At 70.3% G+C, this 14,570-nt stretch carries 11 protein-coding genes; 6 read left to right on the top strand and 5 right to left on the bottom strand.

Annotated features, from left to right (window positions below; genetic code table 11):
* Positions 1-9: 9 nt before the first annotated feature.
* Entirely contained in the window at positions 10-1,224 is a 1,215-nt protein-coding gene (locus tag AC1IQ6_RS02300) for a pyruvate dehydrogenase complex dihydrolipoamide acetyltransferase (RefSeq protein WP_111826041.1), read from the top strand.
* 8 nt (positions 1,225-1,232) lie between these two features.
* Positions 1,233-2,630: a dihydrolipoyl dehydrogenase gene (gene lpdA / locus AC1IQ6_RS02295; RefSeq protein WP_485865742.1), complete on the top strand. Its 1,398-nt coding sequence runs from the start codon at positions 1,233-1,235 to the stop codon at positions 2,628-2,630.
* A gap of 19 nt (positions 2,631-2,649) precedes the next feature.
* Here the strand turns inward: lpdA and AC1IQ6_RS02290 are convergent, their stop codons facing one another.
* The 3 genes from AC1IQ6_RS02290 to AC1IQ6_RS02280 all read right to left on the bottom strand — a co-directional run bounded on the left by AC1IQ6_RS02290 (position 2,650) and on the right by AC1IQ6_RS02280 (position 6,944).
* Complete coding sequence (locus AC1IQ6_RS02290) at positions 2,650-3,531, bottom strand: LysR family transcriptional regulator (RefSeq protein ID WP_102773313.1); 882 nt, start codon at positions 3,529-3,531, stop codon at positions 2,650-2,652.
* 639 nt (positions 3,532-4,170) lie between these two features.
* Positions 4,171-6,033, bottom strand: coding sequence for a dihydroxy-acid dehydratase (gene ilvD / locus AC1IQ6_RS02285; protein ID WP_111826043.1), 1,863 nt, complete (start codon positions 6,031-6,033; stop codon positions 4,171-4,173).
* A 107-nt stretch (positions 6,034-6,140) separates the two neighbouring features.
* Positions 6,141-6,944, bottom strand: a complete 804-nt coding sequence (locus tag AC1IQ6_RS02280; protein ID WP_440130635.1) for an AraC family transcriptional regulator — start codon at positions 6,942-6,944, stop codon at positions 6,141-6,143.
* Positions 6,945-7,057: 113 nt separating this feature from the next.
* Between AC1IQ6_RS02280 and AC1IQ6_RS02275 the strand changes: the two genes are divergently transcribed.
* Positions 7,058-8,122, top strand: a complete 1,065-nt coding sequence (locus tag AC1IQ6_RS02275) for a 2-isopropylmalate synthase (RefSeq protein WP_485865741.1) — start codon at positions 7,058-7,060, stop codon at positions 8,120-8,122.
* On the opposite strand, the gene AC1IQ6_RS02270 is transcribed toward AC1IQ6_RS02275, so the two are convergent.
* Positions 8,043-8,933: a LysR family transcriptional regulator gene (locus AC1IQ6_RS02270; protein ID WP_102773309.1), complete on the bottom strand. Its 891-nt coding sequence runs from the start codon at positions 8,931-8,933 to the stop codon at positions 8,043-8,045. The genes AC1IQ6_RS02275 and AC1IQ6_RS02270 overlap by 80 nt on opposite strands.
* 107 nt (positions 8,934-9,040) lie before the next feature.
* Here AC1IQ6_RS02270 and AC1IQ6_RS02265 point away from each other — a divergent pair, with 107 nt between their 5' ends.
* Both AC1IQ6_RS02265 and AC1IQ6_RS02260 read left to right on the top strand, forming a co-directional pair.
* Complete coding sequence (locus AC1IQ6_RS02265; protein WP_111826046.1) at positions 9,041-9,586, top strand: GNAT family N-acetyltransferase; 546 nt, start codon at positions 9,041-9,043, stop codon at positions 9,584-9,586.
* Positions 9,583-10,773, top strand: coding sequence for an MFS transporter (locus tag AC1IQ6_RS02260; protein WP_485865740.1), 1,191 nt, complete (start codon positions 9,583-9,585; stop codon positions 10,771-10,773). Before AC1IQ6_RS02265 ends, AC1IQ6_RS02260 begins: the two co-directional genes overlap by 4 nt.
* A gap of 16 nt (positions 10,774-10,789) precedes the next feature.
* Here AC1IQ6_RS02260 and queC read toward each other — a convergent pair whose 3' ends face one another.
* On the bottom strand, positions 10,790-11,509 hold the full coding sequence (gene queC / locus AC1IQ6_RS02255; RefSeq protein WP_102773306.1) for a 7-cyano-7-deazaguanine synthase QueC: 720 nt from the start codon (positions 11,507-11,509) through the stop codon (positions 10,790-10,792).
* 206 nt (positions 11,510-11,715) lie between these two features.
* Here queC and ppc point away from each other — a divergent pair, with 206 nt between their 5' ends.
* A complete protein-coding gene (gene ppc, locus AC1IQ6_RS02250; RefSeq protein WP_102773305.1) occupies positions 11,716-14,565 on the top strand; it encodes a phosphoenolpyruvate carboxylase in 2,850 nt (949 codons plus the stop codon).
* Positions 14,566-14,570 lie beyond the last annotated feature (5 nt).

Genomic DNA, 14,570 nt, shown 5'->3' with positions numbered 1-14,570 from the left:
ACGAACAACGTGGCACACCTCATCAAACTCCCCTCCGTCGCGGCCGACACCTCGGGCGGCACGCTGCACCAGTGGCTCAAGCAGGAAGGCGACACGGTCGCCGTGGGCGATGCGCTGGCGGAAATCGAAACCGAGAAGGCCATCGTCGAGATCAACGCCGAGCACGCCGGCGTGCTCGGCCGCATCGTGGTGCAGGCCGGCGCTGCCTCGGTGCCGGTCAATACCGTGATCGGCGTGCTGCTGGCGCAGGGCGAGGACGCATCGGGCATAGACCGCGTCCTGGCCGAAGCCGGTGCGGCGGCGACCCCCAGCGCCGCGCCCGCCCCCACCGCGGCGCCGGCGCCCGCGCCTGCCGCCGAAACGCCGGCCCCGGCCGCGCGCCTGTTCGCCAGCCCGCTGGCGCGCCGCCTGGCCGCGCAATGGCAGATCGATCTGCAAAGCGTGGCCGGCACCGGCCCGCGCGGGCGCATCGTGCGCCGCGACGTGGAGGCGGCGCGCGAGCGCGCCCCCGCCGCCGCGCCCTCGCCGCTGGCCGCCCGCCCCGCCGCGCGCCGCGTGCCGCACACCGGCATGCGCCGCGCCATCGCCCGCCGCCTGACCGAAAGCAAGCAGAACGTGCCGCACTTCTACCTGACGGTGGATTGCCGCATGGACGCGCTGCTGGCGCTGCGCGCGCAGGCCAACCAGGGCGGCGCGGTGAAGCTGTCGGTCAACGACTTCATCGTGCGCGCCGCCGCGCTGGCCCTGCGCGAAGTGCCCGAGGTCAACGCCAGCTGGCACGAGGATGCCGTCGAATACCACGCCGGCGCCGACATCTCGGTGGCAGTGGCCACCGACGGCGGACTGGTCACGCCCATCGTGCGCGACGCCGACGTGAAGCCGCTGTCGGCCATCGCCGGAGAAATCGTCGAGCTGGCCGCCCGCGCCAAGGTCAACCGCCTGAAGCCCGAGGAATTCACCGGCGGCTCGCTGACGGTGAGCAACCTGGGCATGTACGGCATCGGCCAGTTCGCGGCCATCATCAACCCGCCGCAGGCCGCCATCCTGGCGGTGGGCGCGGCCGAGCGCCGCCCGGTGGTGGACGAGAACGGCGCGTTGGCCGTCGCCTCCGTCATGACCGTGACCCTGTCGGCCGACCACCGGGTGGTGGACGGCGCCGTGGGCGCACGCTGGCTGGCGGCCTTGCGCAAGCTGCTAGAAAACCCCGTGCGCATCCTGCTGTGAGCCCCGCCATGACCAAGACTGCATTCGATCTCATCGTGGTGGGCGGCGGCCCCGGCGGCTACGTCGCCGCCATCCGCGGCGCGCAGCTGGGCATGTCGGTGGCCCTGGTGGAGCGTTCGGAACTGGGCGGCATCTGCCTGAACTGGGGCTGCATCCCCACCAAGGCCCTGCTGCACAGCGCCGCCGTGCTGCGCGCCTGCCGCGAAGCCGCCCGCTACGGCGTGGCGGACGCCGGCCAGGCCCGCCCGGACCTCGCCGCCATGGTGGCGCGCTCGCGCAAGGTGGCGGACCGGCTGGGCCAGGGCGTGGCCCACCTGATGAAGAAAAACGGCGTGACCGTGTTCGCCGCCAGCGCCAGGCTGGCCGGCGCCGGCAGGCTGGCGCTGGACAACGGCGACACGCTGTCGGCCCCGCACATTATCCTGGCCACCGGCGCGCGCGCCCGCGAACTGCCGGCGCTGCCCCTGGGCGAGCGCATCTGGGCCTACCGCCAGGCCCTGACGCCGGCCGAGATTCCGAAATCGCTATTGGTGGTGGGCGCGGGCGCCATCGGCGCGGAATTCGCCAGCTTCTACCGCGCCGTCGGCGCCGAGGTCACGCTGATCGACATGACGGCCGAAATCCTGCCGCAGGAAGACGCCGAAATCTCGCAGCTGGCCCGCAAGGCCTTCGAAAAACAGGGCATCCGCGTGCTGACGCAATGCGCCGTGCAAAGCGCCTCGCCGACGGCCTCTGGCGTGAAGGTGGCGCTGGACCAACAGGGCAGGCAAAGCGAACTGGAGGCCGAGCGCGTCATCGTCGCCGCCGGCATCGTGGGCAACGTGGAAAACCTCGGCCTGGAGCAGACCCGCGTCAAGGTGGAAAAAACCCACATCGTCACCGACGCCCTGTGCCGCACCGACGAGCCGGGCGTCTACGCCATCGGCGACGTGGCCGGCGCGCCGTGGCTGGCCCACAAGGCCAGCCACGAAGCCGTGCTGTGCGTGGACGCCATCGCCGGCAAGCCCGCGCATCCCCTCGATGCGCTGCGCATCCCCGCCTGCACCTATTCCTACCCGCAGGTGGCCAGCGTCGGCATGACCGAAGCGCGCGCCCGCGAACACGCCAGACAGCACGGCGGCGACATCCGCGTCGGCCGATTCAGCTTCGCCGGCAACGGCAAGGCCATCGCCATGGGCGAAGACCAGGGTTTGGTGAAGACCGTGTTCGACGCCGCCACCGGCGAACTGCTGGGCGCGCACATCATCCACCCCGAAGCGTCGGAGCTGATCACCGGCTACGGCGTGGCGTCCGCGCTGGAGGCCACCGAGGAAGACCTGATGCACGCCGTGTTCGCGCACCCGACCCTGTCGGAAACCCTGCACGAATCGGTGCTCGCGGCCTTCGGCCGCGCCCTGCACGCCTGAACGGCCCTGGCGGCGCGCCTCACAGGCGCGCCGCGATGAAATCCAGAAAGCACGCGATGCGCCGCGACAGCTGCGTGTTGCGGTGATACACCGCGTGCATGGGCTGCAGATAGTCGGAGTACTCCGACTCCATCAACCGCAGCAGCCTGCCGGCCTTGATGTCGTCGCGCACGACGAAGTCCGACAGACAGGCGATGCCCACGCCGCGCAACGCCAGCTGCCGCTGCGTCTCGCCGCTGGAAGTCGCCAGCGTGGGCACCGCCAGAAAGCTGTTGCCTCCCGCATGCCGCAAGGGCCACACGTTCAGGCTCTCGGGCTGCGTGAACCCCAGCACCTCATGCCCCGCCAGATCCTCCACCCGCTCCGGCGCGCCGCGCCGCGCCACGTAATCCGGACTGGCCATCACCCAGCGCGGCGACGGCCGCAGCGTGCGCGCATGCAGCGAGGAATCGGTCAACGGCCCCATGCGCAACGCCACATCCGTGCGATGCTCCATCAGGTCCACGATGCGGTCATTGCTGGTCAGCTCCAGCGAAATCCCCGGATATTCCCGCCGGAAATCCCCCACATGCGGCACCACGCAATGCAGCATCACCGGCACCGAAGCATCCACCCGCAAGCGCCCCGCAGGCCGCTGATGCACCTTGCGCATGCATTCCTCGGCCTCCTCCAGCGAAGCCACGATCTGCCGCGCCTTGGGAAGAAAATGCTTGCCCTCCTCGGTCAGATCCATCCGCCGCGTGGTCCGGTTCAGCAGCATGACGCCCAGGTCCTCTTCCAGCCGCGACAACCCGCGGCTGACCCCCGAAGCCGTATGCCCCAGCACCTCCGCGGCCGCGCTCAGCGAACCCGCATCCACCACGCCCAGAAACAACCGCAAAGCATCAGAATTCAGAGACATAGGATGGCTCCTTGGTTTTCGAGAGTGGGCATTGAAGGAGGCTTGTAGTTGAATTCTTACGCGCCCGGCACGGCGGCGGCCTCTTCGGGCATACGCGGTATCTTGCGTCCGGCGATCGCGCTGCGCGCCATCGAACAATCGCCAATTTAACCCCGCCGCCGGATGGATGGCGCGCGCGAGACACCGTCCCCAAGAAAAATACCGCCTGCCGCGCGCCATCCATCACCACCCCACCCAAACCGGTGAGCCTACGCAAGCGCGCCAGCGCACACCGTCACGACGCAGGAAACCCTGTATGCCGAGTTTGGCCGCCCGGGCGGCCAAACTCGGCGGGCATTGCAAGAATCGCCACTGAACCCGGCTCCAACAGCGCGGCAAGCCAAGACGGCGGCAGCCCGGCGGCGTGAGTGGCGTGGCTGCGAGCAACCTCGATGCGCCCGAGGGAATCCGTAGGGAGCCGAAGGCGGACGAGGATGACGAAGGGGCAGTCCGGAGCGAACGCTCCGGACCGCAATCGTGGGCGCGAGCAGCCACGCCACCCACGCCGCCGGGCGACCTACAAACCACGCTCCGCCAAACCAAAAAAACGGCGCCAAAAAATGGCGCCGAGATCAAGAAACCAGAGCAACGATCAGAAGATCACTTTTTCTGCTTCAACTGGGACAGATCACGAACCGCCCCGCGATCCGCCGAAGTCGCCAACGCCGCATAAGCCTGCAAAGCCTGCGAAACCACGCGCTCCCGCCCCACAGGCTCCCACCCGTCGACCCGCGCGTCCATCTCCGCCCGCCGGCGCGCCAGCACTTCATCGGACACCGCCAGATGAATCCGGCGATTCGGAATATCGATCTCGATCACGTCGCCTTCTTCCACCAGCCCGATCGTGCCGCCTTCCGCCGCCTCCGGCGAAGCATGCCCGATCACCAGCCCCGAAGAGCCGCCCGAGAAACGCCCGTCCGTGAACAGCGCGCAACTCTTGCCCAGCCCCTTGGACTTCAGATACGAGGTCGGATACAGCATCTCCTGCATCCCCGGCCCGCCCTTCGGACCTTCGTAGCGGATCACCACCACGTCGCCCGGAACCACCTGGTCGCCCAGGATGCCCTCGACCGCCGCGTCCTGGCTTTCGAACACGCGCGCCCGGCCGGTGAAGACCCATTGCGACTCGTCCACGCCGGCCGTCTTCACGATGCAGCCCTTCTCGGCCAGATTGCCGTACAGCACCGCCAGGCCGCCGTCCTTGGAATACGCGTCTTCCTTGCTGCGGATGCAGCCCGTCTTGCGGTCGAGGTCCAGCGTCAGGAAGGTCGCGTCCTGGCTGAACGCCACCGTGGTCGGGATGCCGCCGGGCGCCGCGCGGTAGAACTTCTGCGCCTCTTCGCCCGCGCCGCCGTTCACGTCCCACTTGGCGATGGCTGCGCCCAGCGTGCCGCTGTGCACGTTGCCGCAGGACAGGTCCAGCAGGTCGGCGCGCGCCAGTTCGCCCAGGATGCCCAGGATGCCGCCGGCGCGGTGCACGTCCTCGATGTGGTACTTGTCGGTCGCGGGCGCGGCCTTGCACAGGCACGGCACCTTGCGCGAAATGCGGTCGATGTCGGCCATGGTGAAGTCCACGCCGGCTTCCTGCGCCGCGGCCAGCAGGTGCAGCACCGTATTGGTGGAGCCGCCCATCGCCACGTCCAGCGCCATCGCGTTCTGGAACGCGCTCTTGGTGGCGATGCTGCGCGGCAGGACCGAGGCGTCCTCTTCCTGGTAATAGCGGCGGCACAGGTCCACGATCAGGCGGCCGGCCTGCTCGAACAGGCCGCGGCGCCAGGCGTGCGTGGCCACGATGGTGCCGTTGCCCGGCAGCGCCAGGCCGATGGCCTCGGTCAGGCAGTTCATGGAGTTGGCCGTGAACATGCCGGAACAGGAGCCGCAGGTCGGGCAGGCGCTGCGTTCCACTTCGGCCACGTCGGCGTCCGACACGTTGGGGTCGGCCGCCTTGATCATGGCGTCGATCAGGTCGATCTTGGCGACGACCTTGCCGTCGGTGGGCGACTTGACCTTGCCCGCTTCCATCGGGCCGCCGGACACGAACACGACCGGGATGTTCAGGCGCATCGCGGCCATCAGCATTCCCGGGGTGATCTTGTCGCAGTTGGAGATGCAGACCATGGCGTCGGCGCAATGCGCGTTGACCATGTATTCGACCGAGTCGGCGATCAGTTCGCGCGAGGGCAGCGAATACAGCATGCCGCCGTGGCCCATGGCGATGCCGTCGTCCACGGCGATGGTGTTGAATTCCTTGGCGACGCCGCCCGCGGCCTCGATTTCCTTGGCGACCAGCGCGCCCAGGTCGCGCAGGTGCACGTGGCCCGGCACGAACTGGGTGAACGAGTTCACCACGGCGATGATGGGCTTGCCGAAGTCGCCGTCCTTCATGCCGGTGGCGCGCCACAGGGCGCGGGCGCCGGCCATGTTGCGGCCGTGGGTCGAGGTGCGGGAACGGTAGTGCGGCATGATTTGTCTCTGGCGGGTTCTGTTAGCGTAGGCGGCAAAACGTTAAATAATACGCTGGTTCCCGGCCCGCCCGCTCGGCCGGGGCCGCCGCGCGGCCCGCGCGGCCGTCAGGCGGACGGCTTTCTGCGCGCCGCGAAAGCGCTGGGCGGCTCGCCCACGGCCTTGCGGAACATGGCCGCGAACGCGCTGGGGCTTTCGTAGCCCAGGTCCAGCGCCACTTCCAGCACGCGCTCGCCGCGGGCCAGCCGCTCCATCGCCGCCAGCAGGCGCGCCTGCTGGCGCCAGCGCCCGAAGGTCATGCCCGTGTGCCGCAGGAACAGGCGGTGCACGGTCTTGGGGTCCACTCCCAGCTCGCGCGCCCAGTCGGCCGCGCCGTCCTGGCGCTCCGGGTGGCGCACGATGGCGCGGCAGATGCGCGCCAGCCGCGGCTCGGACGGCTGCGGCAGGTGCAGGGGCAGCACCGGCTCCTGGCGCAGCTCGTCGAGCAGCAGCATCATCAGGCGGCCGTCGCGCGTGTCCGGCTTCCAGTCCAGCGGCACCTCGGCCGCGGCCGCCATCAGTTCGCGCAGCAGCGGCGAGATCGACAGCACGCAGCACGCCTGCGGCAGGTGCGCGGCCGCGCCCGGCTCGACGAACACGGTGCGCATGCGCGGCTCGCCGCTCATGCGGATGCCGTGCGGCATCCAGGCCGGCACCCACACCCCGCGCGTGGGCGGCACCACCCAGATCCCGGCCGGCGTATCCACCACCATCACGCCCGAAATCGCGTACACCAGCTGCGCGCGGCGGTGGCGGTGGCGGCGGATGCGGTGGCCGTCCTCGTAGTCCACGGCCAGGCCGGCCACGGGGCGGGACGAGGCCTCGTAGGGAAACAGGTCCAGGTCTGCGGGCTTGCGGGCGGTCGGGGGCATGTCCATTTTGCGATGGTTATGGCCAGAGTGGCGTTAGACGGTCTTTCCCAGTGTACCTACCATCCTCGCATCCCTACACGCGACATGCGCCGCGCCCGCGGCCGGAGGATTCCATGCTCGAACAGCCCCAACACAAGTACCGCCCCGTCCAGCCCTTCACCCGCGACTACGCCGAACGCCGCTGGCCGTCGCGCCGCCTGACGGCGCCGCCGGTCTGGATGAGCACCGACATGCGCGACGGCAACCAGGCCCTGATCGAACCGATGGACGCGGCGCGCAAGCTGCGCTGCTTCGAACAGCTGGTGGCCGTGGGCCTGAAGGAAATCGAAGTGGCGTTTCCGTCGGCCTCGGACACCGACTTCAACTTCGTGCGCCAGCTGATCGAGGAACGCCGCATCCCCGACGACGTCACCATCGAGGTGCTGACCCAGTCGCGCCCCGACCTGATCGAGCGCACCTTCGATTCGCTGCGCGGCGTCAGGCGCGCCATCGTGCACCTGTACGCGCCCATCGCGCCGCAATGGCGCCGCATCGTGTTCGGCATGAGCCGCGCCGAGATCAAGGAGATCGCACTGGCCGGCACTCGCCAGATCCGCGCGCTGGCCGACGCCCGGCCCGAAACCCATTGGATCTACGAATACTCGCCCGAGACCTTCAGCCTGGCCGAGCTGGATTTCGCGCTGGAGATCTGCGATGCGGTCAGCGCCGAGTGGGGCCCCACGCCCGAACACAAGATGATCGTCAACCTGCCGTCCACGGTGGAATGCACCACGGCCAACGTCTACGCCGACCAGATCGAATGGATGCACCGCCACCTGGCGCGCCGCGACAGCATCGTGCTCAGCGTGCACCCGCACAACGACCGCGGCACCGCCGTGGCCTCGGCCGAACTGGCGGTGCTGGCCGGGGCGCAACGGGTCGAGGGCTGCCTGTTCGGCAACGGCGAACGCACCGGCAACGTGGATCTGGTGACGCTGGCCATGAACCTGGACCTGCACGGCATCCGCAGCGGGCTGGACTTCTCCGACATGGCCGGGGTGCGCGCCTGCGTCGAGGCCTGCAACCAGCTGCCGGTGGACGTGTTCCACCCCTACGCGTTCACCCACGCAACGCCAGCAGCGACTCCTGCAGATGCCGCAGGCCCCGGCCCAGCGGCTTGTCCCGGCGCAGCACGATAGCCAGGCCGCGCGCCAGGCGCGGCGCCAGCGGCCGGACTTCGAGCGCCGCGCGCCTGCCCGCGCCGGACACCGCCAGCCCGGGCAGGATGGCGCAGCCCAGGCCGGCGCCGACGATCTCCTTCATGGCCTCGGTGCTGCCCAGCTCCATCACGGGCTTGGCGGCCACGCCGGCGGCCTCGAACCAGTCGTCCACCAGCCGCCGGGTGCGCGCGCCCGGCTCGAACAGCACCAGCGGCAGCCGCGCCAGCGCCTGCGGCGTGGCGGCGGCCGGGATCATGGCCGGATCGCCGGCGGGAAAAATCGCCACGAACTCGTCCTCCAGCACCGGCGTCACCTGGAACATGCGCCCCGGCGCCGGCAGCGTCACCAGCCCGATGTCCAGCGTGTTGGTCTCCAGGCCGCGCAGCATGTCGGCCGTGTTGCCGGTGCTGACCACGATGTCCAGCGCCGGAAAGCGCCGCCGCAGATCGGCCAGCAGCGGCGGCAGCAGATAGGTGCAGGCCGTGGCCCCGGTGCCCAGCCGGATGCGGCCGGCGACCTGGGAGGCGTGCGCCGTCATGGCGAGTTCGGCCTGGGCCAGCGCCGCGTCGATGGTGCGCACGTGCGCCAGCAGCTCCATGCCGGCCGCGGTCGGCCCGGCGCGCCGGCCGACGCGCTCGACCAGCTTCAGGCCGAAGCGCCGTTCCAGCTGGCGGATCTGCAGGCTGACGGCGGGCTGGGTCACGCCGCTGCGTTCGGCGGCGGCGGAAAAACTGCCGGTTTCGATCACCAGCGCGAAGGTGCGCAACTGGTCCAGGTTGAGGCCTCGCATACGCCGCCATCCAAAGTTTTACTTATAAAAATCATAATAGACCAAAGCTTTATTAATGCTCAGGCTTGCGCGACACTGGCGGCTCGAACCCCCAGCCTTCCCTCTCCATGCCGCCCACCTCCGCCACCGTCCTCATCCGCGACAGCGCGCCCGCCGACCTGCCGGCCATCAAGGCCATCTACGCCCATCACGTGCAGCACGGCACGGCCTCGTTCGAGCTGGAGCCGCCGTCCATCGAGGAAATGCGCCAGCGCCGCGCCGCGGTGCTGGAACAGGGCATGCCCCACCTGGTGGCCGAGATCGCCGGCGAGATCGTGGGCTATGCCTACGCCACGCCCTACCGCCCGCGCCCGGCCTACCGCCACACGGTGGAGGATTCCGTCTACGTGAAAGCAGGCCGCGCCGGCCTGGGCATCGGCGGCAAGCTGCTGGCCGAACTGATCGCCCGCTGCACCGCCGGCGGCTGGCGCCAGATGCTGGCCGTGGTGGGCGACAGCCGCAACGCCGCCTCGCTCGCGCTGCACGCCAGCCAGGGCTTCCATCCGGTCGGCACGCTGCGCGCCGTGGGCCACAAGCACGGGCAATGGCGCGACACCGTGCTGATGCAGCGCGCGCTGGGCGAGGGCGACGCGACGCCGCCGCAGCGGCCGTGATCGCGCCGCGCGCCATCGTCTGCCTGGGCCTGACGCAACTGGTCGGCTGGGGCGTGACGTATTACCTGATAGGCGCCCTGGGCCCGGCCATGCAGGCCGACCTGGGCTGGAGCGCCGCCGTCGTCTACGGCGGCTTCTCGGCCGCCATCGTGACCATGGCGATGCTGTCGCCGCTGGCCGGCATGGCCGTCGACCGCTGGGGCGGGCACCGCGTCATGCCTGCCGGCGCCGTGATCGCCGCGCTGGGCTGCGCGGCGCTGGCGGCCGCGCACGGCCTGGCGCTGTACTACCTGGCCTGGATCGTGCTGGGCGTCGGCATGCGGCTGTGCCTGTACGACGCGGCGTTCGCGTCGCTGGCGCGGGCGGCCGGCCCCACGGCGCGCCGGCCCATGTCGCAGATCACGCTGTTCGGCGGCCTGGCCTCCACCGTGATGTGGCCGGCGGGCCATGCGCTGTCGGGCTGGCTGGGCTGGCGCGGCGCGGTGCTGGCCTACGGCGCGCTGGCCCTGGCCACGCTGCCGCTGTACCTGGCGCTGCCGCGCACGCGCTATGCCGCGCCCGCGGGCGCCAAAGACCGCGCCGCCGCCGGCCTGACGCGCAGCCCGGCCGAGCGCCGCATGGCGGGCGTGCTGTACGCCACCATCGCCATGCTGACCAACTTCCTGGCGGCCGGCAACGCCGCGCATCTGATCGCGCTGCTGTCCGGCCTGGGCCTGGCCGCGGCCGCGGCCGTCAGCGTGGCCGCCTTGTGGGGCGTGGGCCAGTTCGCCGCGCGCCTGGCCGACGTGGCGCTGGGCTCGCGCCTGCATCCGCTGACCCTGACCCTGGCGGTGGGCGCGATGCTGCCCCTGTGTTTTCTGCTGGCGCTGCTGTCCGGCGGCAATCTCTACGCCAGCGCGGCCTACGCCCTGCTGTATGGCGCCTGCAACGGCCTGATGACCATCACGCGCGGCACGCTGCCGCTGGCGCTGTTCGACTTCCGCAGCTACGGCAGCTTGGTGGGCGCGCTGCTCATTCCCAGCTTCCTGCTGACGGCCACCGCGCCGGTGGCCTACGCCTATCTGATCGCCGGCTACGGCGCGCGCGGCGCGATGGCGATGTCGGTCGGCCTGGCCGCGGCCATCTGCGCGGCCGCGCTGGCCTTGCGCTGCAAGTTCATCGGGCGGGTGCGCGCGGCCGCCGCGTGACCGGGCGCCGCCGGGTTCAGCCTTCGGCGGCGGACGCCACCACCCATTTCTCCCAGCCGATCTTGCGCAGCTTGCAGGCCGGGCAGTCGCCGCAGCCGTAGCCCCAGTCGTGGCGCGCGCCGCGCTCGCCCAGGTAGCAGGTGTGGCTTTGCTCGACGACGATCTCCACCAGCGCGTCGCCGCCCAGCTGGTGCGCCAGCGCCCAGGTCTCGGACTTGTCGATCCACATCAGCGGCGTCTCGATCGTGACCCGCGAACCCAGGCCCAGGCCCAGCGCCACCTGCTGCGCCTTGATGGTGTCGTCGCGGCAATCGGGATAGCCGGAGAAATCCGTTTCGCACATGCCGCCGACCAGCACGTCGAGCTGGCGCCGGTAGCCCAGCGCGGCGGCCAGGGTCAGGAACAGCAGGTTGCGCCCCGGCACGAAGGTGTTGGGCAGGCCGTTGGCCTGCATCTCGATGGCGCGGTCGCTGGTCATGGCCGTGTCGCCCACCTGGCCCAGCACCTTCAGGTCCAGCAGATGGTCCTCGCCCAGCCGCGGCGCCCAGTCGGGAAAGTTCTCGCGGATCTCGCGCAGCACGTTCAGGCGCGCCGACAGCTCGATGTGATGGCGCTGCCCGTAATCGAACGCCACGGTTTCCACATGGGCATAGCGGTCCAGCGCCCAGGCCAGGCAGGTGGTGGAATCCTGGCCGCCCGAAAACAGGACGAGCGCGCGACGTTGGTGGTTTTGCATAAACGAAATGGGGCTTTGGGAATGACTAACGAACCGCAGCGGCTTTTGCCGCAAATCGATTCCGCTTAGCGAACTTTAACGCAGCCGCGGGCGCTTGCCGTAAGCAAAGCCTGCGTAAAATCGATGAGGTTTCATTTTCTGGTTTCACCCGCAACGCCGCTTTCCCCCCCTCCTTTCCCTCCAGCAGCCCGACGGATCCCTACCCGATGAATGCCATCCGCCAGCAGTCCGATTCAGCAGAACCCTTGCGTCACGACATCCGGCTGTTAGGCCGATTACTGGGAGCCGTCATCGAGGAGTGCGAAGGCAAGCGCGTCTTCGACACGATCGAAACCCTGCGCCGCACGGCCGTGAAGTTCCGCCGCGAAGGCAACGACGCCGACGGCAAGCTGCTGGAGCAGCGCGTCAAGCGCCTGCAAGGCAGCGACCCGAACTCGGTCGCGCGCGCCTTCAGTTATTTCCTGCACCTGTACAACATCGCCGAAGACCGCGACCAGAACCGCCGCCAGCGCGCCCGCGCCATCGCCGACGACGCGCCGGCGCGCGGCAGCCTGCGCGAAGCGGTGCAGGTGCTGGCCGGCCAGGGCGTGAGCCCGGCGCGCATCCGCCGCCTGCTGGCCGAAGCCTGCGTGATGCCGGTGCTGACGGCGCACCCCACCGAGGTGCAGCGCAAGAGCACGCTGGACGTGCATCGCGAAATCGCCGCCGCGCTGGCGCAGCGCGACGGCACGCTCACCCCCGAAGAGCGCGCCGACCTGGACGCGGCGCTGCTGGGCCGCGTGGCCACGCTGTGGCAGACCCGCATGCTGCGCTATACGCGGCTGACGGTCGCCGACGAAATCGAGAACGCGCTGTCGTACTACCGCAGCACCTTCCTGCAGGTCATTCCGCGCCTGTACGCGGACCTGTCCAAGCTGCTGAACCGCGAACCGGCCAAGCCCTTCGCCGCCCCGCCCGCGCCGCTGGAGCCGTTCCTGCGCATGGGCAGCTGGATCGGCGGCGACCGCGACGGCAATCCGAACGTGGACGCAGGCACGCTGGAGCGCGCGCTGCTGCGCCAGGCCACCGTGCTGTTCGAGCATTACCTGCAGGAAGTGCACGCGCTGGGCGCGGAACTGTCGGCCACCACGCTGCTGATCGCGGCCGACGCCGAGCTGCTGGCGCTGGCCGAGGCCAGCGGCGACGACTCGCCGCACCGCCGCGACGAACCCTACCGCCGCGCGCTGATCGGCGTGTACGCGCGGCTGGCCGCCACCGCGCAGCGCCTGACGGGCCAGGACCTGGCGCGGCGCAGCACCGTGGCCGCGCCCGCCTATGAAACGCCGCAGGAACTGTCCGCCGACCTCGCCGTGATCGCGGCCTCGCTGGCCGCCCACCACGGCGCGCCCATCGGCAAGCTGCGCCTGGCCGGCCTGCAGCAGGCCGTGGAAGTCTTCGGCTTCCACCTGGCCACGGTGGACCTGCGCCAGAGCTCCGACGTGCACGAACGCGTGCTGGCCGAGCTGTTCGCGCGCGCCGGCACGCAGCGCGACGGCAAGCCGCTGGACTACCTGAAGCTGGACGAGGACGAACGCGTGGCGCTGCTGCGCGCCGAACTGGCGCAGGCGCGCCCGCTGGCCTCGCCCTGGATCGCCTACAGCGAAGACTCCACGCGCGAGCTGGCCGTGCTGCGCGCCGCCGCCGCGGGCCGGGCGCGCTACGGCAAGCAGGCCGTGCGCCAGACCATTGTTTCGCACACCGAAACGCTGAGCGACCTGCTCGAAGTGATGGTGCTGCAGAAGGAAGCCGGCCTGATCGCGCCGGCCGGCCAGGACATCGAACCCGAGGACGGCCTGATGGTGGTGCCGCTCTTCGAGACCATACCCGACCTGCAGCGCGGCGCGGCCATCATGGCGGCCTGGCTCGACCTGCCCGAGATCCGCCAGCGCGTTAAACTGGCGCAGAACGGCGCGCAGGAAGTCATGCTGGGCTACTCGGACAGCAACAAGGACGGCGGCTTCCTGACGTCGAACTGGTCGCTCTACCAGGCCGAGCGCGAGCTGGTCGAGGTGTTCTCGGCGCGCAACGTGCGCCTGCGCCTGTTCCACGGCCGCGGCGGCTCGGTGGGACGCGGCGGCGGCTCCAGCTTCGACGCCATCCTGGCGCAGCCGCCGGGCACCGTCGCCGGCCAGATCCGCCTGACCGAACAGGGCGAGGTCATCCAGAGCAAGTACAAGGACGCCGAGGTCGGCCGCTGGCACCTGGAACTGCTGGTCGCCGCCACGCTGGAATCCAGCCTGGCGCCGCGCGCCGAGGCCACCAGCGCCGAGGACGCGCACATGGCGCACTACGGCCCGGCCATGTCGTTCATGTCGGACACCGCGCAGCGCACCTACCGCGGCCTGGTCTACGAAACGCCGGGTTTCGCCGATTACTTCTTCGCCGCCACGCCGGTCAGCGAGATCGCGGGCCTGAACATCGGCTCGCGCCCGGCCTCGCGCAAGAAGGGCCAGCGCATCGACGACCTGCGCGCCATCCCCTGGGGCTTCTCGTGGGCGCAATGCCGCCTGATGCTCACCGGCTGGTACGGCATGGGCTCGGCCATCGAGGCCTATCTGGAAACCGGCGCCCCCGGCGCGCCGCGCTCGCGCCGCAGCCGCCTGGCGCAACTGCGCGAAATGGCGCAGGACTGGCCGGCGTTTCGCACCATGCTGTCGAACATGGAAATGGTGCTGGCCAAGTCCGACCTGGCGATCGCGGCCCGCTACGCGCAGCTGGTGCCGCAGCGCGGCCGGCGCGAACGCATCTTCGGCGCCATCAGCGCCGAGCATGGCCGCACGCTGGCCATGCTCAAGCTGCTGACCCGGCGCGAGCTGCTGGCCGACAACCCCACGCTGCAGGCTTCGCTGCGCGAGCGCTTCGCCTACATCGACCCGCTGAACTACCTGCAGATCGAGGTGATCCGCCGCCACCGCGCCGCGCAGAAGCACCCGGACGCCGAGGTCGACATCCGGGTGCAGCGCGCCATCCACCTGACCATCAACGGCATCGCCGCCGGGCTGCGCAACTCGGGTTAAGGCGC

The organism is Achromobacter sp. MUI-25009338, from assembly GCF_057359325.1.
Note: the sequence above shows the minus strand (reverse complement) of the source record. Positions and strands in the feature narration are given on the sequence as shown.